General features: G+C 71.6%; 21 protein-coding genes. 10 read left to right on the top strand and 11 right to left on the bottom strand.

The genetic code is table 11. The annotated features are described in order from the left end of the window. Window positions 1–31 precede the first annotated feature (31 nt). From ACFYZE_RS03805 to folE, 5 genes are all read left to right on the top strand, one after another. Window positions 32–1165, top strand: a complete 1134-nt coding sequence (locus ACFYZE_RS03805) for a zinc-dependent metalloprotease (RefSeq protein WP_388988100.1) — start codon at window positions 32–34, stop codon at window positions 1163–1165. 204 nt (window positions 1166–1369) lie between these two features. Next, entirely contained in the window at window positions 1370–2416 is a 1047-nt protein-coding gene (tilS, locus tag ACFYZE_RS03800; protein ID WP_388988097.1) for a tRNA lysidine(34) synthetase TilS, read from the top strand. A 232-nt stretch (window positions 2417–2648) separates the two neighbouring features. Further along, complete coding sequence (hpt, locus tag ACFYZE_RS03795; protein ID WP_103840506.1) at window positions 2649–3209, top strand: hypoxanthine phosphoribosyltransferase; 561 nt, start codon at window positions 2649–2651, stop codon at window positions 3207–3209. A 231-nt stretch (window positions 3210–3440) separates the two neighbouring features. Beyond that, a complete protein-coding gene (ftsH, locus tag ACFYZE_RS03790; RefSeq protein WP_388988093.1) occupies window positions 3441–5465 on the top strand; it encodes an ATP-dependent zinc metalloprotease FtsH in 2025 nt (674 codons plus the stop codon). Window positions 5466–5600: 135 nt separating this feature from the next. Continuing rightward, window positions 5601–6206 (top strand): GTP cyclohydrolase I FolE, encoded by a 606-nt coding sequence (gene folE / locus ACFYZE_RS03785; RefSeq protein ID WP_388988090.1) that lies wholly within the window; start codon window positions 5601–5603, stop codon window positions 6204–6206. Window positions 6207–6235: 29 nt separating this feature from the next. On the opposite strand, the gene ACFYZE_RS03780 is transcribed toward folE, so the two are convergent. The 6 genes from ACFYZE_RS03780 to ACFYZE_RS03755 all read right to left on the bottom strand — a co-directional run bounded on the left by ACFYZE_RS03780 (window position 6236) and on the right by ACFYZE_RS03755 (window position 11441). Continuing rightward, on the bottom strand, window positions 6236–6721 hold the full coding sequence (locus tag ACFYZE_RS03780; RefSeq protein WP_388988088.1) for a DUF3180 domain-containing protein: 486 nt from the start codon (window positions 6719–6721) through the stop codon (window positions 6236–6238). Window positions 6722–6798: 77 nt separating this feature from the next. Next, entirely contained in the window at window positions 6799–7410 is a 612-nt protein-coding gene (gene folK, locus ACFYZE_RS03775; RefSeq protein WP_388988086.1) for a 2-amino-4-hydroxy-6-hydroxymethyldihydropteridine diphosphokinase, read from the bottom strand. Next, entirely contained in the window at window positions 7407–7766 is a 360-nt protein-coding gene (gene folB, locus ACFYZE_RS03770; RefSeq protein ID WP_388988083.1) for a dihydroneopterin aldolase, read from the bottom strand. Before folB ends, folK begins: the two co-directional genes overlap by 4 nt. Window positions 7767–8024: 258 nt before the next feature. After that, window positions 8025–8525: a nuclear transport factor 2 family protein gene (locus ACFYZE_RS03765; protein ID WP_366028031.1), complete on the bottom strand. Its 501-nt coding sequence runs from the start codon at window positions 8523–8525 to the stop codon at window positions 8025–8027. Further along, window positions 8522–9409, bottom strand: coding sequence for a dihydropteroate synthase (gene folP, locus ACFYZE_RS03760; RefSeq protein ID WP_388988080.1), 888 nt, complete (start codon window positions 9407–9409; stop codon window positions 8522–8524). Before folP ends, ACFYZE_RS03765 begins: the two co-directional genes overlap by 4 nt. Before the next feature lie 193 nt (window positions 9410–9602). Beyond that, entirely contained in the window at window positions 9603–11441 is a 1839-nt protein-coding gene (locus ACFYZE_RS03755; RefSeq protein WP_388988077.1) for a phosphatidylglycerol lysyltransferase domain-containing protein, read from the bottom strand. Window positions 11442–11651: 210 nt separating this feature from the next. Here ACFYZE_RS03755 and ACFYZE_RS03750 point away from each other — a divergent pair, with 210 nt between their 5' ends. Together ACFYZE_RS03750 and ACFYZE_RS03745 are read left to right on the top strand one after the other, a co-directional pair. Continuing rightward, complete coding sequence (locus ACFYZE_RS03750; protein ID WP_388988074.1) at window positions 11652–12779, top strand: alpha/beta hydrolase-fold protein; 1128 nt, start codon at window positions 11652–11654, stop codon at window positions 12777–12779. A gap of 381 nt (window positions 12780–13160) precedes the next feature. Next, a complete protein-coding gene (locus ACFYZE_RS03745) occupies window positions 13161–14336 on the top strand; it encodes a hypothetical protein (RefSeq protein ID WP_388988072.1) in 1176 nt (391 codons plus the stop codon). A 78-nt stretch (window positions 14337–14414) separates the two neighbouring features. Here ACFYZE_RS03745 and ACFYZE_RS03740 read toward each other — a convergent pair whose 3' ends face one another. Next, window positions 14415–15746, bottom strand: a complete 1332-nt coding sequence (locus tag ACFYZE_RS03740; RefSeq protein WP_388988069.1) for a PH domain-containing protein — start codon at window positions 15744–15746, stop codon at window positions 14415–14417. Between the two features lie 14 nt (window positions 15747–15760). Beyond that, complete coding sequence (locus ACFYZE_RS03735; RefSeq protein WP_388988065.1) at window positions 15761–16252, bottom strand: PH domain-containing protein; 492 nt, start codon at window positions 16250–16252, stop codon at window positions 15761–15763. Between the two features lie 31 nt (window positions 16253–16283). Here ACFYZE_RS03735 and ACFYZE_RS03730 point away from each other — a divergent pair, with 31 nt between their 5' ends. After that, a complete protein-coding gene (locus ACFYZE_RS03730) occupies window positions 16284–17435 on the top strand; it encodes an NADH-quinone oxidoreductase subunit D (protein ID WP_388574990.1) in 1152 nt (383 codons plus the stop codon). A gap of 118 nt (window positions 17436–17553) precedes the next feature. On the opposite strand, the gene ACFYZE_RS03725 is transcribed toward ACFYZE_RS03730, so the two are convergent. Beyond that, window positions 17554–18558 carry an SAM-dependent methyltransferase gene (locus ACFYZE_RS03725; protein WP_388988062.1) on the bottom strand — a complete coding sequence of 335 codons (1005 nt, stop codon included), beginning with the start codon at window positions 18556–18558 and terminating at the stop codon, window positions 17554–17556. Window positions 18559–18701: 143 nt separating this feature from the next. Between ACFYZE_RS03725 and ACFYZE_RS03720 the strand changes: the two genes are divergently transcribed. Together ACFYZE_RS03720 and ACFYZE_RS03715 are read left to right on the top strand one after the other, a co-directional pair. Next, a complete protein-coding gene (locus tag ACFYZE_RS03720; RefSeq protein ID WP_388988059.1) occupies window positions 18702–19907 on the top strand; it encodes a sensor histidine kinase in 1206 nt (401 codons plus the stop codon). 51 nt (window positions 19908–19958) lie between these two features. Then, window positions 19959–20630 (top strand): response regulator, encoded by a 672-nt coding sequence (locus tag ACFYZE_RS03715; protein ID WP_388988056.1) that lies wholly within the window; start codon window positions 19959–19961, stop codon window positions 20628–20630. 37 nt (window positions 20631–20667) lie between these two features. Here the strand turns inward: ACFYZE_RS03715 and ACFYZE_RS03710 are convergent, their stop codons facing one another. Beyond that, entirely contained in the window at window positions 20668–21774 is a 1107-nt protein-coding gene (locus ACFYZE_RS03710; RefSeq protein WP_388988053.1) for a DUF5937 family protein, read from the bottom strand. A 54-nt stretch (window positions 21775–21828) separates the two neighbouring features. Continuing rightward, the gene (locus ACFYZE_RS03705) at window positions 21829–23049 is read right to left on the bottom strand and encodes a threonine aldolase family protein (protein WP_388988050.1); all 1221 of its coding nucleotides are present in this window, start codon (window positions 23047–23049) and stop codon (window positions 21829–21831) included. Window positions 23050–23168 lie beyond the last annotated feature (119 nt).

The following is a 23168-nucleotide window of genomic DNA, read 5'->3' as shown; positions in this document are numbered from 1 at the left end:
CCCAGCGGCAGTGCTCACGTACCGTTGACACATGACGAGCATCGGTGGTGCCGGATCTCCTGGGATGGTCGACTGGAATCTCGCGGTGGCGACCGCGACCCGGCTCGTGCGGCCGGGCCCCGAAGTGAGCCGCGACGAGGCCCGGGCCGTCGTCGCAGAGCTGCGCCGCCACGCGAAGGCCTCGGAGGAACATGTCCGGGGCTTTACTCGTATGGGTGAAGAGGGTGTGCACGACACCCCGGTACTCGTCGTGGACCGCCCCGGCTGGGTCCGGGCGAACGTCGCCGGGTTCCGGGAGATCCTCAAGCCCCTCCTCGACAAGATGTCGCAGCGCCGCGGCAGCACTCCCGGCGGTGCCGTCCTCGGCGCCGTCGGCGGCAAGGTCACCGGCGTGGAAGTGGGGATGCTGCTGTCGTTCCTGTCCAGCCGGGTGCTCGGCCAGTACGAGACCTTCGCCCCGCCCACCCGCGAGCTGCCCGCCGGTGAGAACGGCGGTGGCCGCCTGCTGCTGGTCGCGCCGAACATCGTCCACGTCGAGCGGGAGCTGGACGTGGAGCCGCACGACTTCCGTCTTTGGGTCTGTCTGCACGAGGAGACGCACCGCACGCAGTTCACCGCGGTGCCCTGGCTGCGCGACCACCTGGAGGGCGAGATCCAGTCGTTCCTGGGGGAGACCGAGATCGATCCCATGACCATCCTGGAGCGCATCAGGGAGGCCGTGCAGTCGCTCGCCGGGGGGCGCCCGGAGGGTGAGGAGGGCGACGACGGTCACTCCCTCGTGGAACTCGTGCAGACCCCCGCCCAGCGGGAGATCCTCGGCCGGCTCACCGCGGTGATGTCGCTCCTGGAGGGACACGCCGACTTCGTGATGGACGGCGTCGGACCCGAGGTCGTCCCGAGCGTCGCCGAGATCCGCGAGAAGTTCCAGCAGCGCCGTGCCAGGGGCGCCTCCCGCCTGGACCTGGCCCTGCGCAAGCTGCTGGGCCTGGACGCCAAGCTCAGGCAGTACCGCGACGGCGAGCGGTTCGTGCGGGCGGTCGTCGAGCAGGTCGGCATGGACGGCTTCAACCGTGTGTGGACCTCCCCCAACACCCTCCCGACCAAGGCGGAGATCGCCAAACCGGCGGACTGGGTCGCACGGGTGCACCGCAGGGCGGAATCGTGAACCCGGAGTGAGAGCCATGAATCCGGAGTGAAGTAATCCGGCCGTCGGCAGGTCAACGCTCCGCCAATCACCCTTCCGAGGGACCGTGAGCCTGGGACTGGCGTGCAATGCTCGGGGAACGGCCCGTTTCTGTCACCATCTACACACTCTGTGTGACCGGTCTCGGGCTCACCCCCCGACACAACTTCATGAAGGGAACCGGACATGGGTCCCCATCCCGCGGTCGCGGCGATACGCCTGGCGGTCCGCCGCGTCCTCCACGACATCCTGACCGAGCAGACCGCCGAGCGGCCGAGAGAGCACGTGACCGTCGGCCGCCGGCCCCACGAGCGCCCGTCCGCGCCGCTCGTGCTCGTGGCGTGCTCGGGCGGCGCCGACTCCGTGGCGCTCGCCTCCGCCCTCGCCTTCGAAGCACCCAAGCTCGGCATCTGCGCCGGCGGCATCACCGTCGACCACGGCCTGCAGCCCGGCTCCGACCTGCGCGCCGCCGAGGTCGTCCTGCGCCTGCGCGAGCTGGGCCTGGACCCCGTCGAGTCCGTCGCCGTCACCGTCGGCCGTGACGGAGGACCCGAAGCCGCCGCCCGCGACGCGCGCTACGCCGCCCTGGACGCCGCCGCAGACCGCCTCGGTGCGGCCGCGATCCTCCTCGGGCACACCCGCGACGACCAGGCCGAGACCGTCCTGCTGGGCCTCGCCCGCGGTTCCGGCATCCGCTCCCTGTCCGGGATGGCCGCGGTCTCGGGGGCCGGAGGGCGCTATCGCCGCCCCTTCCTCCACATCGACCGGCAGACCGCCCGCAAGGCCTGCATGACCCAGTCGCTGCCCGTCTGGGACGACCCCCACAACACCGACCCCGCCTACACCCGCTCCCGGCTCCGCCACGAGGGCCTGCCCGCCCTGGAGAAGGCGCTCGGCAAAGGCGTCGTCGAAGCCCTCGCCCGCACGGCGCAGCTCTCCCGCGACGACGCCGACGCCCTGGACGCCTGGGCCAGCCAGGCCGAGGCCTCCGTCCGCGACGCCTCCGGGCTCCTGGAGTGCGCCAAGCTCTACGCGCTGCCCCCCGCCGTCCGCCGCCGCATCCTGCGCCGCGCCGCCATCGAGGCGGGCGCCCCGGCCGGGTCCCTCTTCGCCCGGCACATCGAGGAGGTCGACCGGCTGATCACCGGCTGGCGGGGCCAGGGGGCCATCAATCTCCCGGGCAAAGTCGTCGCCCAGCGGCAGGGTGGCAGACTGGTGATTCGGCAAGGCTGAGAACACGCCCCCTGCGGGAGGCGCCCGGCCGCCCCTCGGGGGGTCGGTCAGCCAGGCGAGCGGGCCAAGGGGCCGCGCCGCTGTCGCGAGGAAGAGCGCGGGCACGCCGCGAGGGCTGTAGTCGCCGTGCGGCTGCCGCCGCGCGGGTGAACCGGCCGCGGTCGGCCCTCAACGGCGGCACGGCGTCCCCGGACGCGCGCCAGCAATCGAAGCGGCGGGACGACCGAAAGTGATGCGGGTGGACGCGAAAGACATGGGTGCCGACCTCAAGCAGGTGCTCATCACCAAGGAAGAGATCGACGCGAAGCTGGCCGAGCTGGCCGCGAAGATCGACGCGGAGTACGCGGGCAAGGACCTGCTGATCGTCGGCGTTCTCAAGGGCGCGGTCATGGTCATGGCCGACCTCGCCCGGGCGCTGTCCACCCCCGTCACGATGGACTGGATGGCCGTGTCCTCCTACGGCGCGGGAACGCAGTCCTCCGGCGTCGTGCGGATCCTCAAGGACCTCGACACCGACATCAAGGGCAAGCACGTCCTGATCGTCGAGGACATCATCGACTCGGGGCTGACCCTGTCCTGGCTGATCTCCAACCTCGGCTCCCGCGAGCCCGAGTCGCTGAAGGTGTGCACGCTGCTGCGCAAGCCGGACGCCGCCAAGGTCGCCATCGACGTCGAATGGGTCGGATTCGACATCCCGAACGAATTCGTCGTGGGCTACGGCCTGGACTACGCGGAGAAGTACCGCAACCTCCCGTTCGTCGGTACTCTCGCGCCCCACGTCTACGGCGGCTGAACCCGCCGCGGCCCCGGCACTTCCGGCCGCCCGCGTGGCGGCCGGACCCCGGATTGCGGTCTTTGTAAGACGTTCGGGAACCACAACGGGTTTCGCGCCGTTGGAGATGCGTGGGCGGTATTGCCGGCAGTCCCCTGCGGCTGAGGGTGGCGATCCTGGGGTACCGTCGGAAGAACTGTTTTTATCAAACTCACTATGGCAGGAGGGACGGGGCGGCACCGCTCCGTATGGATGGACGTGAAGCGATACTTCCGTGGGCCGGTCATGTGGATCGTGCTGGCCGTCCTTGCCGTGGTCGTGTTGATGCAGGTCGTCGGCTCTTCAGGCGGCTACAAAACGGTGGACACCGGCAAGGTCGTCCAGGCGATCAACGACAACAGGGTCGACTCGGCCAAGCTGACCACCGGCGACGAGCAGGTCATCAAGGTCTCGCTCAAGGACGGCGTCAAGGTCGACGGCAGCTCCAAGATCCAGGCGAGCTACATCGGCGACCAGGGCGTGACCCTGGCGAACACCCTGCAGGACAAGTACCAGAACAAGCAGATCCCGAAGGGCTACACGGTCTCGCCGTCCAAGCAGAACCCCTTCGTCGGCATCCTGCTCTCCCTGCTGCCCTTCGTCCTGATCGTGGTCGTCTTCCTGTTCCTGATGAATCAGATGCAGGGCGGCGGCTCCCGGGTGATGAACTTCGGCAAGTCGAAGGCGAAGCTCATCACGAAGGACACCCCGAAGACGACGTTCTCGGACGTCGCGGGTGCGGACGAGGCGGTCGAGGAGCTCCAGGAGATCAAGGAGTTCCTGCAGGAGCCGGCCAAGTTCCAGGCGGTCGGCGCGAAGATCCCGAAGGGCGTCCTGCTCTACGGCCCGCCCGGTACCGGTAAGACGCTGCTCGCGCGTGCCGTCGCCGGTGAGGCGGGTGTCCCGTTCTACTCGATCTCGGGTTCCGACTTCGTCGAGATGTTCGTCGGTGTCGGTGCCTCCCGGGTCCGTGACCTGTTCGAGCAGGCCAAGGCGAACGCCCCGGCGATCGTCTTCGTCGACGAGATCGACGCGGTCGGCCGCCACCGCGGCGCCGGCCTCGGCGGCGGTCACGACGAGCGCGAGCAGACCCTGAACCAGCTGCTCGTCGAGATGGACGGCTTCGACGTCAAGGGCGGCGTGATCCTCATCGCGGCCACGAACCGCCCCGACATCCTCGACCCGGCCCTCCTGCGTCCCGGCCGCTTCGACCGTCAGATCGCGGTCGACCGCCCGGACATGCAGGGCCGTCTGGAGATCCTCAAGGTCCACCAGAAGGGCAAGCCGGTCGCCCCGGACGTCGACCTGTCGGCCGTCGCCCGCCGCACCCCCGGCATGACCGGCGCCGACCTCGCCAACGTCCTGAACGAGGCGGCCCTGCTCACGGCCCGCAGCGACAGGAAGCTGATCGACAACCGGATGCTGGACGAGGCGATCGACCGCGTGGTCGCGGGCCCGCAGAAGCGGACCCGGATCATGTCGGACAAGGAGAAGAAGATCACCGCGTACCACGAGGGCGGCCACGCCCTGGTCGCGGCGGCCTCGCCGAACTCCGATCCGGTCCACAAGATCACGATCCTGTCCCGCGGCCGCGCCCTCGGCTACACGATGGTCCTCCCGGACGAGGACAAGTACTCCACGACCCGCAACGAGATGCTGGACCAGCTGGCCTACATGCTGGGCGGCCGCGCGGCCGAGGAGCTCGTCTTCCACGACCCGACCACCGGTGCCGCGAACGACATCGAGAAGGCCACCAACCTGGCCCGCGCGATGGTCACGCAGTACGGCATGACCGAGCGCCTCGGTGCGATCAAGTTCGGCAGCGACGGCAGCGAGCCGTTCCTCGGCCGTGAGATGTCTCACCAGCGCGACTACTCGGAAGAGGTCGCCGCGCTGGTGGACGAGGAAGTCAAGAAGCTCATCGAGACGGCGCACAACGAGGCCTGGGAGATCCTGGTCGAGAACCGCGACGTCCTCGACAACCTGGTGCTCCAGCTGCTGGAGAAGGAGACCCTGGGCAAGGAGGAGATCGCCGAGATCTTCGCCCCGATCGTGAAGCGCCCGCCGCGGCCCGCCTGGACCGGCTCCTCGCGCCGCACGCCGTCCACCCGCCCGCCGGTGCTCTCCCCCAAGGAGCTCGCACTGACGAACGGGTCGAACGGCGCCACCCCGGCGATCGCGAACGCCGCGGAGTCCGTCTCCACGGAGGCGTCTCCGGAGGACCGCCGCGAGAACTGAACACGGGTCCCACCGGTCCCGGAATTTCGGCCGCGCCCCCCAGGGTTCTAGCCTGGGGGGCGCGGCCGGTTTTGGTGGGGCCGCAGATGAGACGCGCGACCCGTGCGCGTCACAGGCGCAGGAACGAGGCACCACATGACCGACCCGGTGACGCTGAACGGCGAGAGCACGATCGGCGAGTTCGACGAGAAGCGTGCGGAGAACGCCGTGAGGGAACTGCTCATCGCGGTCGGGGAGGACCCGGACCGGGAGGGGCTGCGAGAGACGCCGGGCAGGGTGGCGCGGGCCTACCGGGAGCTCCTGGCCGGGCTCAGGCAGGAGCCCGAGGACGTACTGACGACGACGTTCGATCTGGGCCACGACGAGATGGTCCTGGTCAAGGACATCGAGATCGTCTCCCTCTGCGAGCACCACCTGCTGCCGTTCCACGGTGTCGCCCATATCGGCTACATCCCGGCCGAGAGCGGAAAGATCACCGGCCTGTCGAAGCTGGCGCGTCTCGTCGAGGTGTTCGCACGTCGGCCGCAGGTGCAGGAACGACTCACCACGCAGATCGCCGACTCGCTCATGCGCATCCTCGAGGCGCGGGGCGCCATCGTCGTCATCGAGGCCGAGCACATGTGCATGTCCGTGCGCGGCATCCGCAAGCCGGGCGCCAAGACGACTACGTCGGCCGTGCGCGGCCAGCTGCGGGACGCCACGACGCGCGCCGAGGCGATGAGCCTGATACTGGCGCGCTGACCGCCCTCAGCGCCCTCAGCGCCGCCCCGTCAGGAGACGGGTGCCGTGTTGCCGTCGTGGTCGTCGTCCTCAGGGAGCTTGCAGACCCGCTCAAGGAACAGGGCGGCCGCTATGACCGCGATGCCCGCGACGACCGAGAAGCCGGCGTAGATGGCCTGGTCGCGACGGGAGGGCAGGTCCAGGGAACCCAGCAGGAAGACGCCAGTGCCTCCGTACATCCCGGCGACCAGGGCCGCGACCAGGGCGCTGGCCTGGCCGAAGACGACCGCGCGGGCCGCCATCAGCGGGTCGACGCCCTTCGCGTCCTGTTGGCGCTCCCGCTGGGCCTTGAGACGGGAGCGCAGGGAGAGCGCCGTGGCCAGCAGGACCACGGCGATCAGGGCGAGGACGACGGGCGCGGCCAGCGGGACCCGGGGCAGCGTGCCCACGGCGTCCCACAGGCGGGCGCCCGCCCAGGACAGCACTCCGGCCACCACGAACACCGCCACCAGTGTCCTGATGCGCAGCTCTCTCACGATGTCCCTTCGTCGGCCCGGCCGTCGATCGCGCGGGGCGGTGATCCGGGAGGCCCCGGCCCGGTAGACCTTAACGACTACTCGGGCAGCCGGAGTTCCAGGTCGCCACGGGGCGTGACGCCGTGGCGGGTGAGGGCGGCGAGCAGGTGTGCCACCGGGCCGCGGCCGGGCAACTGGGCCTCGGGGTCCAGGTCGTGCCAGGGCGCGAGGACGAAGGCCCGCTCGTGGGCGCGCGGGTGGGGCAGCGTGAGCACCGGGTCGTCGGAGACCACGTCGGCGTACGCGACGATGTCCACATCCAGCGTGCGGGCCCCCCAGCGCTCGTCACGCACCCGGTGGAAGGCCTCCTCCACTGCGTGCGCCCGCTCCAGCAGGGAGGAGGGGGGCAGGGTGGTCTTCACGACGACCACCGCGTTGAAGTACGCCGGCTGGCTGCCCGGCGCCACACCCCACGGCTCGGTCTCGTACACCGGCGAGACCGCCTTGACGCGGACGCCCGGCGTGTCCTCCAGGGCGTCTATCGCGCCCTGGAGGTTCTCCAGGCGGTTGCCCAGGTTCGAGCCGATGGAGATCACGGCCCGTTTCGGGTTCTGCAGCGTGGTGTCGGCGGCGTCCACTTTCTCCACGACGGAGGCGGGCACCGGCTGGACGGTCGGGTCGCTCTGACCCCCGGCGAAGAAGGCGGTCATACTCGGCTCCGGGTGATGGTGACGGTCACGTCGTCGAAGGGGACCGTGATCGGGGCGTCCGGCTTGTGGACGCAGACCTCGACCTCCTGGACCGGGGCGTGCTTGAGGCAGGACAGGGCGATGCGCTCCGCGAGCGTCTCGATGAGGTTCACGGGCTCCCCCTCGACCAGGGCGACGACCTCCTCGGCCACGACGCCGTAGTGCACCGTCTTCGACAGGTCGTCGGCGCTCGCGGCCGGCCGGGTGTCCACGCCCAGGACGAGATCGACGATGAAGGTCTGGCCCTCCTCGCGCTCCTTGGGGAACACGCCGTGGTGCCCGCAGGCCTTCAGGCCGCGCAGCGCGACACGATCCACGCGAATCACTCCTGCAATCGTCGGTAGCGGCCGATTCTCACCGGGTGCGGACGGTACACCGGCCTCGAACGAATCTACCTGCGAGCACTGACAGCGTCGGCCACGAGGGCGCGCGCCGACGGCACGGGCAGAAAGTTTCGTCGGGCGTTTCCCCTGGGGAACACGGTGGCTCACGGCCAGGTAGCCGCCCATACCCGGGAGTAGGTGATTCCGACCACTTCAGGCCGCCTACCCACTCGCGGGGGCCGTCCATCCCCCTCAGACGGAGTCGTCCTCCTCGTCGTCACTGGTTTCGGTCAGCACGGGGGAGGCGTGGTGCGACCAGAGCTTCCAGCCGTCGGAGGTGCGGCGGAACACGTTCGTGGCGACCACGAGCTGGCCGACGAGCGGGCCCGGCTCCTCGCCGCCGTCGGGGGACGGGCCGCCGCTGAGGATGTTCTCAGTGCAGGTCACGAGGGCGGTGTCGCCGGTCACGGAGACATGGACGTCGGTGAGGAAGAACTGGATGTAGTCGGTGTTCGCCATGATCAGCGCGTACGACCTCAGGACCTCGCCGCGTCCGGTCAGGACGGGCCAGCCGGGGTGGACGCAGGAGACCACGCCGGTGTCGGCCGGGTCGTGGTACTCCTCGTCGACGCCCAGGTCGGAGGGGGCGAGCCAGAGCGAGGACAGCTCCTCGAAGTCACCCCGCTCCATGGCCTCGTAGAAGGCCGTGTTGGCCAGTTCGACCTGTTCGACGTCGGTGTGGGCGGTGCTCACCGGGCTCCTTCGGGGGTTCCGGTCCTGCGTGCGTCCTCCAGGGCGCGGGCGACGCGTACGGCGTCCGCCGTCGCGCGCACCTCGTGCACGCGCACCGCCCAGGCGCCGGCGTGCGCGGCGAGTGCGGAGACGGCGGCCGTGGCGGCGTCGCGCTCCCGCGCGGGCGGAGGTGCGCCCTCGGGGCCGGCCAGGACGCGGCCGAGGAACCGTTTGCGGGAGGCGGCCACCAGGAGGGGGTGGCCGAGGCCGAGCAGGCGGTCGAGGTGGGCGAGCAGGGCGAGGTCGTGCTCGGCGTCCTTGGAGAAGCCGAGACCGGGGTCGACGACGATGCGGTCCGGGGCGATGCCGCCCTCGAGGACGGCCTCCACGCGCGCGTGCAGCTCGTCCGCGACCTCGGTGACGACGTCCCCGTACGCGCCCTTGACGTTGCTGCCCTGCAGGAAGCCGCGCCAGTGCATGACCACGAAGGGGGCGCCCGTGGCCGCGACGACCGGGATCATCGCGGGGTCGGCGAGGCCGCCGCTGACGTCGTTGACGAGGGCGGCTCCGGCGGCGAGCGCCTGCTCGGCGACACAGGCGCGCACGGTGTCGACGGAGACAGTGACGCCCTCGGAGGCGAGGCCGCGCACGACGGGGATGACCCGCCTCAGTTCCTCGTCCTCGTCGACACGGGTGGCACCGGGGCGGGTGGACTCCCCGCCGACGTCGACGAGGTCGGCGCCCTCGGAGACCAGATCGAGGCCGTGCTTGACGGCAGCGGTGGTGTCGAACCAGCGGCCGCCGTCGGAGAAGGAGTCGGGGGTGACGTTGACGACCCCCATGACCGCACAGCGGTCCCACACCGGAAGACCGGCCACGCGGCCCCGCCCACTCTTCGTGCTCATACGTTCAGCGTAGGCCCCCGGGGCCTGTCTTTCGGATCAGCTCGGCGTCGGGGGCGTGGCAAAGAGAGGCCCGAGCCCCCGCACCCGGCTCCGGGGGCGGGTGACCGCCACGGCGGGCCGGCTGCGGGGGCTCGGGGGACGGCCCGGTGAGGCCCCAGGAGATCGGGGCCCGGGCCGGGCCTGTCGGGGCTTGTCAGGCGCGGCTGGGGGTCCGTACTCCGCGTTCCGCCAGGCCGTGCGCGCACGGGCGCGGGGCCCGGGACGTGCGACGCAGGACGCGGGGGAGGGCCAGGTTCACGAAGCCCTCGGCCTGCATGACCGCGAAGCCGATGCGCGGGAGGTCGCGGGTGGAGGCGTACACCATGAAGCGCGGCTCCCAGCGCGGCTGGAACTTCGCGTTGAACTTGTAGAGGGACTCGATCTGGAACCAGCGGGAGAGGAAGACCAGCAGCCCCCGCCACGCCCGCAGTACGGGCCCCGCACCGATCTTCTCGCCGCGGGCCAGCGCCGAGCGGAACATCGCGAAGTTCAGCGAGACCCGCTCGATGCCGAACTTCGGGGCGGCCTGCAGCGCGGCCACGATCAGCAGTTCGTTCATGCCCGGGTCGGCCGAGCGGTCGCGGCGCATCAGGTCCAAGGAGGCCCCGTCCGTGCCCCAGGGGACGAAGTGCAGGACGGCCTTGAGGTCGCCGTACGGCCCCGCCTCGGCGTCGGCCTTGTGGGCCGTCGCGATCAGGCAGTCACCGTCGGCCGGGTCCCCGACACGGCCGAGCGCCATGGAGAAGCCGCGCTCGGTGTCCGTACCGCGCCAGTCCTCGGCCGCCCGACGTATGCGCTCCAGCTCCCCCTCGCCGAGGTCACGGATGCGCCGTACGCGGGTCTCGTAACCGGCGCGCTCGATGCGCTTCACCATCTGGCGCACGTTGCGCATCGCGCGCCCGGAGAGGGAGAAATCCCTGACGTCCACCACCGCCTCGTCACCCAGTTCGAGGGCGTCCAGGCCGGTCTCGCGGGTCCACACCTCGCCGCCCGTCTCCGAGCAGCCCACGACCGCGGGCGTCCAGGAGTGCGCCTTGGCCTCGTCCATGAACCGCTCGATGGCGCCCGGCCAGGCCTCCACGTCGCCGATCGGGTCGCCGCTCGCCAGCATCACGCCCGACACGACGCGGTACGTCACCGCCGCCTTGCCGCTCGGTGAGAAGACGACCGCCTTGTCACGGCGGAGTGCGAAGTGGCCGAGGGAGTCACGACTGCCGTGCTTGTCCAGCAGGGCGCGCAGCCGTGCCTCGTCCTCCTCGGTGAGCTGGGCGGCCGGGTGTTCGGGCCGGAACGCCAGGTAGATCGTGGTGATCGCGGTGATCAGACCGAGCGCGCCGAGGGAGAAGCCCACCGTCCAGGAGGTGTTGCCGGTGTAGTCGACCGGGCCCTCGAAGCCGAACAGGCCGTACAGGACGTGCTCGAGGCGGTCGGACAGGCTCGGGTCACCGACCATGCGGTGCGAGTGGACGCTGACGATGACCAGGCCCAGACCCACGGAACCGGCGCCCATGAGGATGAAGTTGGCCAGTGCGCGCCAGCGGCTGCGCGGGTCGGGCAGGGCCGCGAACTCGCTTCGGTGGCGCAGCAGCGGCACCAGCAGGGCCACCGCGATGAGCACGCCGATGAGCGAGTGGCGGTAGACGTACTCCGACACGGCGCCCGCCGGAAGGAGCAGTACCGCGGCGCGCCACGCCCGGCGCTTGCGCCGGCGCAGCCCGTGGGCCAGGAGCAGCAGCAGGACGCCCGCGCTCAGGGACAGGGCCGCGGCGAAGGGCCCGAACGAGCCGGGCAGGACCTCGGCCATGCGGTGCATACGGCTGTGCCGGAAGCGGGGGAACACGCCACCGGCGATGTCCAGGACTCCCACGAGGGTGCAGGCCCTGGCGATCAGCGTGGGCACGGCCTCCGGACGCGGGCCGCGGAGTATGCGGCGCACCACACGTGATCGCTCCGGAACCTCACCCGACTTTTCCCCATCTATCCTGACAGACATCGCATCCCGTAGTTCTGCGAGAGACCTTGAGCCCGGTGCCGATCGGGGCATCCGGCGACATTGCGCCCTCTAGGACGGTGTCTCGGGGAGAGAGGTTCACTCCCCATCACAAAGCTGGTTCAAAGCCGTTGGAAAGTCCGGGGCAAGGATCGGCGAAACCGCGGGGGCGGGCCCCGCGGCCGTATGGAAAGCGCAGGCAGGAAAGAGCCCATGGGTCTCACGAGCAACAAGGTGCTGGCGCTGGCGATCGTGTTCGCCGTGCTGCTGTTCGTCGGCACGGTGTGGTACTGGCCACGTCTGGCACGACGGAACTGGCGGGCCGTCGGCGGACGGATCGGTCTGCTGTTCGCCACCCAGTTGTCGATCTTCGCGTCCCTCGGGCTTTTCGCCAACCAGACCTTCGGCTTCTACGCCAGCTGGGCGGATCTGTTCGGCCAGGAGAACGAGCAGGGCGTGGTCCTCGCCGGTGGCACCGCGGGGTCGGGCGGCGGGCCCCTCCAGGTCATCGGCACCCAGACGGTGCCCGTGCCGGGCGGCGGGCAGCCGCAGATCGGCGGCCAGATCCAGAAGGTCGCCATAACGGGGAGTGGCACCCACATCGCCACATCGGCACTGGTGTACCTGCCGCCCGAGTACTTCCAGCCGCAGTACCGCGCGAGGACGTTCCCGGTGACCGTCGTCCTCACCGGCTACCCGGGGACGACCGCGGCGCTCGTCAAGGGGCTGCACTACCCGCAGACGGCGCAGGACTTGGCCAAGAAGGGCAAGATGCAGCCGATGATCCTGGTGATGATGCGCCCGACCGTGGCGCCGCCGCGGGACACGGAGTGCGCGGACATCCCGGGTGGACCGCAGACGGAGACGTTCTTCGGGAAGGAACTCCCCTACGCGGTCCGGTCCCACTACAGGGTGGGTCCGATCCCCTACGGCTGGGGCATCATCGGCGACTCCACGGGGGGCTACTGCGCGCTGAAGATGGCGATGCACCACCCGCTCACCTACGCCGCCGGGGCGGGTCTGTCGCCGTACTACAAGGCGGCGGTCGACCCGACCACGGGCGACCTGTTCGGCGGGAAGAAGGACCTGGAGAACCGCGCCGACCTGATGTGGTGCATCAAGCACCTGAAGGCTCCCGACACTTCACTGCTCGTCACCAGCAGCAAGGCCGGCGAGAAGGACTACAAGTCCACGCTCCAGTTCATAGACGCGGTGAAGGCCAAGAAGCCGACCCGGATCTCGTCGATCATCCTCGACAGCGGCGGCCACAACTTCAACACCTGGCGGCGTGAGATCCCGGCCGCGCTGCAGTGGTTGAGCGGACGGCTCAGCGACCGCTGAGCGGCCGAATAGGCGGCGGTTCGGACGGGAATTCCGCGCAATCCCAAGACGGGCGGGTCGGGCTCCCCCGACTCGCTTTCGGGCGCGGAAGCCCGGGCCGGAGATCGAGATCCGGCCTCCCGAGAAATGATCTTGAAAGGGGTCCCGGCGGCCCCGGGAAGAGGACTGCCGTGCCAGGGGAAGGGCCTGGCAGGGCGGTCGGCACCCGCCCCGGGGACCGCTGACAAGATCGTCGGCGTATCGGCGCCGAAGGGAATCGCGTGGATTCGCAAGCCGCCTGTTCCCATTCCGAGCCGGTAGGACTGTGTGAACGCTGCGGTGTGGCCGTGTTTTTACCGGGGGTGGCACCATCATTCGCCTACGCGCGGTAAGTTTCTGGCCATGCCACGTGGACGTCACCGTCATTCCCCACCCTTGCACAGGCTGTTGCCTCCTTCGGTGATCGCAGGCGTCTCGGTCGTCTGCGCCGTGGGGCCCTGGTTGTTCACGGAGCCGCTGGTGCTCCGTGGGCTGGCCGCGGGTGCCGCGGTCACGACGATTCTGGGCTCGGTCGTCATGCGCCGCTGGGATCTGGCCGCGGGCAAACGCGTCGCCGACCTCACACGCGCGCGGGCGAGCGACGAATGGCGTCACGAGGAGCGCGTCGCCGAGTTGGAGACCGACCTCGAGGAGTCGCGCGAACTGCGCGCCAAACTGGAGCAGCGGCTCCGGGCAAAGCGCACGGAACTGGCCAATCTCCGCAACGAACACGCCGCCCTGCTGCGGCGGTACGCCACGGCGGAGACGGAGCGCGCGAGCGCCCTGGAGGGCCGCCGCCGGTTGGCGATCGAGGCCGCGCCCGCTTCGCCGGAGTTGTCCGCACCGGTCGCCGAGGCGCCCGCCACCGAGCCGGACAAGGACGCCGGGCCGGCGCCGTCCGTGCCCCGGGCGTTCTCCCCGGAGGGCCCGGCGCTCTTCGCGGCGGCCAACGAGGCGCTGGCACGGCTTGCCCGGGTCGGGACCAGGGGCGTGGCCGGAGAGCCGGACGCCGGGGCGGCGAGCGAGAAGGACTCCCCGACGAAGGACGACCCGGACGACGACGGCGGCGAGCGCGCCTCCGCCGACCCCGACGCCCCGGAGGCCCTGGAGGCCACCACCCCTGAGGCCGAGGCCGCCCCCGAGGCCGAGGCCGAGCCGGCCCCCGAGCAGGAGCCCCCGGCCGCCTCGCAGGAACCGCAGCCCCGGCCTCCCGCCGCGACGCCGGCCCACACCACCGGTCACTTCACGGTGCCGACCGCCGTGGCCGTCGTGCCGTCGGCCCCGCGTCCGCGCCCGGCCGTCGAGGGCGGGTTCGACTTCTTCGGCACCAAGTCGCGGCAGAGCCTGGAATCCGTGCAGAACGAGGACCTCGCGGACGTCGTGGGCCAGGAGGCGCTCGCGGTGCACAAGGCGGAGTCCGAGTCCGGCTTCAAGTCCGCGGACCCCGAGGCGCGCGCCGTCGGCCAGGTCATCGACCTGACGGCGCACGACGAGACCGAGCGGATCGATGTGCAGGGGCTGCGGAGCGCGGCCTCCTGAACCCGCAGGACGTGGATGAGGGGCGGCGGCACGCCAGGTGCCGCCGCCCCTCACGTCGTCACGTCGCGGCGCTGTCGCCTACGAGGCCATCCACCGGTCCGGCAGCGCGTCCCGCCGCCCCGTGCGCGACCTGTCCGCCTGCGCGTACAGCAGCGCCGCCGCCTCCTCGGCGCCCCTGAGGCGCGCCGTGACCGTTTTGTTCGCGCCGGTGTCCAGGTGCATGTCGGCGACCCGCCACAGCCGCTGCCACGGCCCCTGCGTCAGCCGTGCGCTCTGCACCTTGGCGTGCGGGACGAGGGACAGGGTGCGGCGCAGCAGGCCGTGCCGGGCGGCGAACTCCGTCTCGGTGACGGCCAGCCCCTGGCCGCGCCACCACACAGGCAGGCACCGGGCCGCGCGCCGCGGCGGCCGGGACAGGGACGCCGGCACGGTCACCCCGGGCAGCACCCGGGCGATCAGCGACTCGGCGGCCGCGCGCGGGGCGACCGGCACCAGCACCGAGTTGGACGAGCCCGCCACATCCAGTTCGACCCGGACCCAGCCGCGCCTCCGCCACAGCAGCGGCTCCACGATCCGTACGCTCTGCACGCGCCCCGGCGGCACCGTCTCGTGCGACCGGTCCAGCAGCCCGTGGTCGATACGGAGCCCGTCCGGCGACTCACCCACCGTCCAGTCGTACGCGCGCACGAAACGCCCCGCCGACCTGGTGACCGCGCCGCCGAGCAACGGCACCCCGGCGGCCAGGACCGCCCCCACGCTGTGCGTGCCGAGCCACACCAGCGTCGGCACGACCAGGGCGCCGAGCAGAGAGCCCCAGGTGGCGCCGATGAGGAGGAGCGAGACGGCCAGGTCGCCCGGAGGCACGTGCAGCAGCCGCCGTACCGGCGCCTCTCCGACCTCGTGCGCCGTCTCGGGGGCGAATCCGGCCGCGCGGGCGAGGAGCTCGGCCCGCAGCGCCCGCGCCTCCGCCTGGCCGAGATAGGCCAGTTCGTCCTTCCTGTGGGTGCCGATGACGTCCAGTTTCAGCTTGGCGACACCCGTGAGCCGGGCCAGCAGCGGCTGGGTGACGTCGACGGCCTGCAGCCGGTCAAGTCGGATGTGCGCGGTACGGCGGAACAGCAGGCCCGTGCGGATGCGCAGTTCGGTGTCGGTCACCGAGAAGTGCGTGAACCACCAGCTGAGGAAGCCGTACAGGGCGGCGGCCGGCACGAGGAGCGCGAGTCCGATGAGGAGCGCGGTCGCGGTCAGTCTCGCCAGCTGCTCCTGGGCCTGGTTCGGATCGTGCACGGCCCAGCCGACGACCACGGCGACCGGCGCCCAGGCGCGCCGCAGCGGGGTCACGGGATGCAGCCGCCGCTCGGCGCCGCGCTGCCCCCCGGATATGCCGGGTTGTGCCCCGCCGTCGCTCACAGCCCCGCCGTCGCTCACAGCCCCGCCGATCGGGCCTCGCCCAGCTCGGTCAGCCGGTCCCGCAGCCGCTCCGCCTCGGCCGGATGCAGCCCCGGGATCCTGGCGTCGGTCGCGGCGGCGGCCGTGTGCAGCTGGACGCTCGCCAGTCCGAAGTGCCGTTCGACGGGCCCGGACGTCACCTCCACGAGCTGCATACGGCCGTACGGCACCACGGTCTCCTCCCGCCACAGCACGCCCCGGCTGATCAGCAGGTCGTCGGCGCGCTCGGCATACCGCCAGGAGCGCCAGTTGCGGCCGAGCAGCACCCAGCCCCAGGCGAGCCCGGCCAGCGGCAGCACTGCGAAAAGCGCCCACACCGGCCCGGCCAGCAACCCCGGCAGCAGGGCCACCACCACGGTCGCCAGTCCCAGCCACACCAGCAGCAGCATCCGGCGCATTCTCAGCAGCCCCGGCGGCAGACCCGTCCAGAGGGGCTCCCCGCCCGCCTTCACCGTCCCCGTCTCCATGGCGCAAGCGTACGTACGAGAGACTGGGTCCATGACTCCTACGACGGAGACCATGGTCGGTATCGGCGGCGCCGCGGAGAGCACCGACATGGTGCTCAACATCGGGCCCCAGCACCCGTCCACGCACGGTGTGCTGCGGCTGAAGCTGGTGCTGGACGGCGAGCGGATCAGGCGCGCGGAGCCGGTCATCGGCTATATGCACCGCGGTGCGGAGAAGCTGTTCGAGGCGCGCGACTACCGCCAGATCATCATGCTGGCCAACCGCCATGACTGGCTCTCCGCCTTCTCCAACGAGCTGGGCGTGGTCCTCGCCGTCGAGCGGATGCTCGGCATGGAGGTGCCCGAGCGCGCCGTGTGGATGCGCACGCTGCTCGCGGAGCTGAACCGGGTCCTCAACCACCTGATGTTCCTCGGCTCCTATCCGCTGGAGCTGGGCGGCATCACGCCGGTGTTCTACGCGTTCCAGGAGCGCGAGGAACTGCAGAACGTCATGGAGGAGATCTCCGGCGGCCGCATGCACTACATGTTCAACCGGGTCGGCGGGCTCAAGGAGGACCTTCCGGCCGGATGGACCGCACGCGCGCGTACCGCCGTCCGTGACGTGCGCTCCCGTATGGACCGGTTCGACGACCTGGTGCTCGGCAACGAGATCTTCCGGGGGCGCACCCGTGGCGTGGGCGTCCTCGCGCCGGAGACCGTGCACGCGTACGGCGTCAGCGGGCCGATCGCTCGCGCCTCCGGCGTGGACTTCGACCTGCGCCGGGACGAGCCGTACCTGGCCTACGGGGAACTCCAGGACACCCTCAGGGTCGTCACCCGGCAGGAGGGCGACTGCCTGGCCCGCTTCGAGTGCCTGCTGGAGCAGACGCACAACGCGCTGGACCTGGCCGACGCGTGCCTGGACCGGCTGGCCGAGCTGCCGCCGGGGCCGGTCAACCAGCGCCTGCCCAAGGTGCTCAAGGCACCCGAGGGCCACACCTACGCCTGGACCGAGAACCCGCTCGGCATCAACGGCTACTACCTGGTCAGCAAGGGCGACAAGACCCCGTACCGGCTCAAGCTCCGCTCGGCCTCGTACAACAACATCCAGGCGCTGACCGAGCTGCTGCCGGGCACGCTGGTCGCGGACATGGTGGCGATCCTGGGGTCGATGTTCTTCGTGGTCGGGGACATCGACAAGTAGCTTCGCCGAGCCTTCGGGGCCGCCGAGCCGTTCCAGGCCGTCGAGCTCCTTCCAAGGCCCTTGAGCCCTTCTGGCCTTCGCGTCGTTCCAGCCCTCGCGGCCTACCAGTCCTGGTGGCCTAGGAGCCTTCGAGCCCTTCGATGGCCGTCTCCGGGATGCCCACGGGCTGGAGCAGCCAGCCGAAGTCGCCGAGGCCGCCGGGCGCGGTGAGTTCGGCGGCGGCTCCGGCGTGCGCGAGGGCGCGTACGTACGCGGTCGGGTCCGTGGAGGCGAGGGTGAGCGGGGGGCGCGCGCCGGTGATCCCGAGGGCTCGCAGCGCGGCGCGCTGGGTCGACAGGCGTGCCCCCGGCAGGGCACACGCGTCCAGGGCCACATGCGCCGTGATGTCGCAGGAGCCGTCCGGCGCGGGAGCGCACTCCCGGCCCGCGCGGAATCCGGTGAGCGTCCCGAACGGCGGCCGGGCGTCCGCGCGGTGCGCGTAGTCGACGGCGACGGCCAGCCCGCGCTCGACGGCGGCGACCGCGGCGGCCCACGCGGTGTCCCGGGGCACGCCGATCTCGGCCCGGGCCCCTTCGGCGGACAGCGGCCACCAGCGCTCCAGCCACGCGGCATCCGCTCCCGTGACCGGCTCCCCGAGCCGCTCGGTCCCGTCCCGCCGGACCAGGACCAGCCGGGGCACGCCCTCGCCGTCCGCCTCCGCGACCTCGACCGGCACGTTGTCCAGCCACTCGTTCGCGAACAGCAGCCCGGTGATCTCCTGCGGGGGCTCGGCCAGCCACTCGATACCGGGATCCAGGCCCTCGGGCCTTTCGGCGATCTCCACGGCGCAGGCGCGCGTGCGGGCGGCCACGTCCCCGGGCAGCGCGTCCAGGACCCCGGCGACCAGTTCGCCCCGCCCCGCAGCCATGTCCACGAAGGTCAGCTCGGCCGGCCGTCCCAGCGCCTCGTCCACCAGGCACAGCAGCCGGGCCACGGCCACGGCGAACAGCGGCGAGGCGTGCACGGACGTGCGGAAGTGCGCCGCGGGCCCCTCGGGCCGCCGGTAGAACCCGTCCGCCCCGTACAGCGCCTCCTCGGCCGCAGCCCGCCATCCCCGCCACTCACCGCTCAGCCGCTGGTCCACGGGGCCAGGCTAGGCGCATCTTCGCCAGGCACCTCCGACCAAGGGGTGCCGGCGGGTATCCACCTTGCGGAGTACGTGTGTCCGTCACGGATCGGCCCTCCGGTTGACCCCCGCACCCTGCGCGTTTCCCTACTCTGGGTTACGTGCAGCGCCTCTATGACTTCCTCCGCAGGCATCCCACCTGGGTCGACAGTTTCTGGGCCGTCGTCCTGTTCGGGCTCTCCTGCGTGAGTCTGACGAACCTCAACGGGGCGCCGGACCACCACGGATCGCTCCCGGTCGGGCTCGCCGTCTCCGTCGTGCTCTGCGTCGTTGTCGCGCTGCGCCGCCGCATGCCCGAGAAGATGCTGATCGTCGCCGCCGGCATGGGCCTGGCCCAGCTGGTCCTGGACGAGCAGCCGATGATCGCCGACTTCGCGATGCTGGTGATCATCTACTCGGTCGCCGCCCTGGGGGCCCGCTGGGCCTCGCGCGTCGGCCTGATCGCCGGCCTGGGCGCGGGCACCCTGGCCGCGGTCCGCTGGCCGGAACACCACTCCAGCGTCCTCGGCAACATCGCGATAGCCGTCTTCCAGACCGTGCCCTTCGCGCTCGCCTGGGTCCTCGGTGACTCCCTGCGCACTCGGCGCGCCTACTTCGCCCAGCTGGAGGAGCGCGCCGCCCGGCTGGAGAAGGAGCGCGAGGCGCAGGCCAAGGTCGCGGTCGCCGCCGAGCGCGCCCGTATCGCCCGCGAGCTGCACGACGTGGTCGCGCACAACGTCTCGGTGATGGTGGTGCAGGCCGACGGCGCCGCCTACGTCCTCGACACCGCCCCCGACCAGGCGAAGAAGGCCCTGGAGACGATCTCCACCACCGGCCGTCAGGCGCTCGCCGAGATGCGCCGCCTGCTCGGCGTGCTGCGCACCGGCGAGCACAAGGAGGGGGGCGAGTACGTCCCGCAACCCGACGTCGAACAGATCGACGAGCTGGTCGAGCAGTGCCGCAGCGCGGGCCTGCCCGTGGACTTCAAGGTGGAGGGCACCCCGCGCCCGCTCCCCAGCGGCGTGGAGCTCACCGCGTACCGCATCGTGCAGGAGGCGCTCACGAACACCCGCAAGCACGGGGGGCCGGGCGCGGGCGCCAGCGTGCGCCTGGTGTACTTCGACGACGGTCTCGGACTGCTCGTGGAGGACGACGGCAAGGGCGCCCCGCACGAGCTCTACGAGGAGGGCGGCCTCGACGGCCAGGGCCACGGTCTGATCGGCATGCGGGAGCGCGTCGGCATGGTCGGCGGAACCCTGGACGCGGGCCCCCGCCCCGGAGGAGGCTTCCGCATCAGTGCCCTGCTTCCGCTGAAACCGGCCCACTGACACGTGCCCGCCCCAGCCCGCCCGACACCCACCGACCGGAGGACCCCCGCCATGCCGATCCGCGTGATGCTCGTCGACGACCAGGTGCTGCTGCGCACCGGGTTCCGGATGGTGCTGGCCGCCCAGCCGGACATGGAGGTCGTCGCGGAGGCGGGTGACGGCGTCGAGGCCCTTCAGGTGCTGCGTTCGACCGAGGTCGACGTGGTGCTGATGGACGTGCGCATGCCGAAGCTGGACGGTGTGGAGGCGACCCGCCGCATCTGCGCGGACCCGAACCCGCCCAAGGTTCTGATCCTCACCACGTTCGACCTCGACGAGTACGCGTTCTCGGGGCTGAAGGCGGGCGCCTCCGGCTTCATGCTCAAGGACGTGCCGCCCGGCGAGCTGCTCGCCGCCATCCGCGCCGTGCACAGCGGCGACGCCGTGGTCGCGCCGTCCACGACCCGCCGGCTGCTCGACCGGTTCGCACCGATGCTGCCGGGCGGCAGCACCGAGCCCCGGCACAAGGAGCTGGACCGGCTCACCGAGCGCGAGCGTGAGGTCATGGTGCTGGTGGCCCAGGGCCTGTCCAACGGCGAGATCGCGGCCCGGCTGGTGCTGTCCGAGGCGACCGTGAAGACCCATGTCGGCCGCATCCTGACCAAGCTGGGGCTCAGGGACCGGGTGCAGGTGGTCGTCCTCGCCTACGAGACGGGGCTCGTCCGGGCGGGCGGGCACGGCTGAGCACCACTGGGCTGCGGCCGGCCGGGCCGGTGCGCGCCTACCTGAGGATGCCCTCCAGGAAGTCGCTGCCGAGCCGGGCCACCGCCGTGACGTCCATCTGGTGCAGGACGTACCGGCCGCGGCGGCGGGTGGTGATCAGACCGGCCTTCTTCAGGACGCCCAGGTGCCGGGATATCTCGGGGGCGGTCATCCCGTGCGCCTGCGCCAGCTCGCTCGTCGTGTACGCGCTGCGGGCCAGATGGCGGCAGATGCGCATCCTCACCGGGTGGGACAGTGCGGTCATCCGCAGGGTCAGCTGCTCCAGCGAGGGCGGCGCCGACAGCTCGGGGGACGCGACCGGGTAGTGCAGCACCGGCTGCCAGCTGTGGCGGTGAAGCACCATCAGGTGCGGCCAGCCGAGGCTCGTCGGGACGAGCAGCAGGCCGCCGTCCCCGGCGGTGGTGCGGCCCTCACCGAGCTTGTCCACGACGATCCTGGCCTTCGTCTCGTCCAGCGTCACGGCGGGCGAAACGGCCGCCAGTGCCTCCGCCAGACCCTTGCGCCGCAGCAGGTCCGTCTTGTGGCGGGCGTCCGCGGCGAGCTGGTGGCGCAGCCGCGACCAGGCGTCGGCGAAGAACGCCTCGTCGCAGTCCTGGAGGAACTGCCGCAGCCAGGCCCGAGTGCGCGGTGGGTCGGCCAGCAGCCGCTCGGTGAAGCGCAGTTGGCGAGGCCCCCGCGCGGCGGCCAGTTCCAGGGCGCGCGCCCGCACCCCGGCGTCCGAGAGCGCCGTCGGGCCGGGCGTGCTGTAGCACGTGGCGCAGGTGAACTCCAGGGCCGCGTCCACGAACTGCTCGTCGCTGAGCTTGTCCAGCAGGTCCATGTCCTCGGCGAGCGTGGCGCCGGGGAGGGCCGCGCGGCCCGGGACGCCCGCGTAGGGCAGGAACAGGTCCGAGAACGTGGTCCGCCACAGGAAGTCGGCCTCGCACATCCGGTCGGCCAGGTGCGAGTCGAGCCGGGCGGTCACGCCCGTCACCCATCCCTGAAGGCCCGGATGGTGCGCCGGCTCGGCCAGTGCGTGCAGCGCCATGCTGAGCTCGGCCAGGGGAGAGGGCACGACGGAAACCCTCTCCGGCCGCAGCCCGCTGATGTCGATGTCCACGCTCATGGCCTCATGCTGCACCCCGCCACTGACAGAGCCGCCCTCGTTTGACGGAGGCCGTCAAACGGACCCGTCGACTCCAGGCAGCCGCTCCACGAACTGAACCGCCGCCTTCCTCACGTCGTCCGCCGTCCACTCCAGGGCGGCGGCGCGTACGTAGACCTCGGTGAAGGCCAGGCCCGGACCACCGCGGTCCCAGGGGTTGGCGAACAGGAGCGTCCCCGTCTCCTCGCCCTGGCGGACGGCGGCCTGAGCGAGGACGTCCGCGTCGTACGGCAGCCAGACCTGGAACTCGTGGGTGTGCGGCGGGTCGGGGTGCACCCGCGCCCACGGCAGTCCCGCCGCCGCGAACCCCTCGCGCAGGGCGGCGGCGACCACGCGCGCGTGGCGCACGTACTCCGGCAGCCGGGGCAGTTCCCGCTCCAGTCCCGCCAGGGCCGACAGCACCGTCGGGAACTGCTGGAAGACCGCGCCGCCGTAGCGGTGCCGCCAGGTCTTCGCCTCGTCGACGAGGGTCCTGGGGCCCGCGAGCGCCGCGCCGCCGTACCCGTCGAGAGATTTGTAGAACGACACGTAGACGCTGTCCGCGAGGCCCGCGATCTCCTCCAGCGGACGGCAGAAGTGGACCGTGGTCTCCCACAGGCGCGCGCCGTCGAAGTGCACCACCGCGTCGCGCCCGTGCGCCGCTTCGACGAGCTCGGTGAGCTCCTCGAAGGAGGGCAGGACGAAACCGGCGTCCCTGAGGGGCAGTTCGAGCATCAGTGCCCCGAAGGGCTCCTCGAAGTCGCGCACCTCCTCGGCGGTCGGCAGCCGGGGCTCGCTCGTGAGGCACACCGGGCGCAACCCGCTGACCTCGCTGAACGCCTTCCGCTCGTGCACCTCGGGGTGGGCGAGCGCATGCAGGGCCACCGTCCGGTCGCCGGTGCGGCCCGCCCAGCAGCGCAGCGCCACCTGCTGGGCCATGGTCCCGGTCGGGAAGAAGGCGGCGGCCTCCTTGCCCAGCAGCCCGGCGACCTTCTCCTCCAGCGCCTCGACGATCCCCGTGCCGTACATGTCCCCGGACTCGTCCAGGTCGTACAGGCGCTCCGAGCCGTCCAGCAGCGCGAGCCGCTCCCGCAGCGTCCCCAGGAACCCCGGCCGCGCCAGCACGCGCTCCGCACCCCGGTAGGCGGCGATCCGGCGCTCCCGCAGCCGTCGCCGCAGCTCCTCGGGTGACTCCGCCGGATCTTCCCCGCCCTCCCGAGCCGGCTCTCCGGCGGCCTGCTCAGCCGTTCGCGCCATGTCCCCCTCCGCCCTCGTCCTCATCCCGGGATCATCCCGCGCGCCCGTCCCTGCGGCACCCCGATTTCCATACCGGCCACCACCTGCGGGAACCCACAGCCTGTGGACAACCGGCCGTC

The organism is Streptomyces sp. NPDC001796, assembly GCF_042892355.1.
In the GTDB taxonomy this organism is placed as follows: domain Bacteria; phylum Actinomycetota; class Actinomycetes; order Streptomycetales; family Streptomycetaceae; genus Streptomyces.
Note: the sequence above shows the minus strand (reverse complement) of the source record. Positions and strands in the feature narration are given on the sequence as shown.

What these genes read in the sequence shown, in the direction of transcription:
- ACFYZE_RS03750 (WP_388988074.1), top strand. Translation starts at nt 11,652, where the DNA reads ATGGGTCTCACGAGCAACAAGGTGCTGGCGCTGGCGATCGTGTTCGCC.
- ftsH (WP_388988093.1), top strand. Translation starts at nt 3,441, where the DNA reads ATGGACGTGAAGCGATACTTCCGTGGGCCGGTCATGTGGATCGTGCTG.
- ACFYZE_RS03755 (WP_388988077.1), bottom strand. Translation starts at nt 11,441, where the DNA reads ATGTCTGTCAGGATAGATGGGGAAAAGTCGGGTGAGGTTCCGGAGCGA.
- folE (WP_388988090.1), top strand. Translation starts at nt 5,601, where the DNA reads ATGACCGACCCGGTGACGCTGAACGGCGAGAGCACGATCGGCGAGTTC.
- tilS (WP_388988097.1), top strand. Translation starts at nt 1,370, where the DNA reads ATGGGTCCCCATCCCGCGGTCGCGGCGATACGCCTGGCGGTCCGCCGC.
- folK (WP_388988086.1), bottom strand. Translation starts at nt 7,410, where the DNA reads ATGACCGCCTTCTTCGCCGGGGGTCAGAGCGACCCGACCGTCCAGCCG.
- ACFYZE_RS03730 (WP_388574990.1), top strand. Translation starts at nt 16,284, where the DNA reads ATGACTCCTACGACGGAGACCATGGTCGGTATCGGCGGCGCCGCGGAG.
- ACFYZE_RS03805 (WP_388988100.1), top strand. Translation starts at nt 32, where the DNA reads ATGACGAGCATCGGTGGTGCCGGATCTCCTGGGATGGTCGACTGGAAT.
- ACFYZE_RS03735 (WP_388988065.1), bottom strand. Translation starts at nt 16,252, where the DNA reads ATGGAGACGGGGACGGTGAAGGCGGGCGGGGAGCCCCTCTGGACGGGT.
- ACFYZE_RS03710 (WP_388988053.1), bottom strand. Translation starts at nt 21,774, where the DNA reads ATGAGCGTGGACATCGACATCAGCGGGCTGCGGCCGGAGAGGGTTTCC.
- ACFYZE_RS03745 (WP_388988072.1), top strand. Translation starts at nt 13,161, where the DNA reads ATGCCACGTGGACGTCACCGTCATTCCCCACCCTTGCACAGGCTGTTG.
- ACFYZE_RS03715 (WP_388988056.1), top strand. Translation starts at nt 19,959, where the DNA reads ATGCCGATCCGCGTGATGCTCGTCGACGACCAGGTGCTGCTGCGCACC.
- hpt (WP_103840506.1), top strand. Translation starts at nt 2,649, where the DNA reads ATGCGGGTGGACGCGAAAGACATGGGTGCCGACCTCAAGCAGGTGCTC.
- ACFYZE_RS03705 (WP_388988050.1), bottom strand. Translation starts at nt 23,049, where the DNA reads ATGGCGCGAACGGCTGAGCAGGCCGCCGGAGAGCCGGCTCGGGAGGGC.
- folP (WP_388988080.1), bottom strand. Translation starts at nt 9,409, where the DNA reads ATGAGCACGAAGAGTGGGCGGGGCCGCGTGGCCGGTCTTCCGGTGTGG.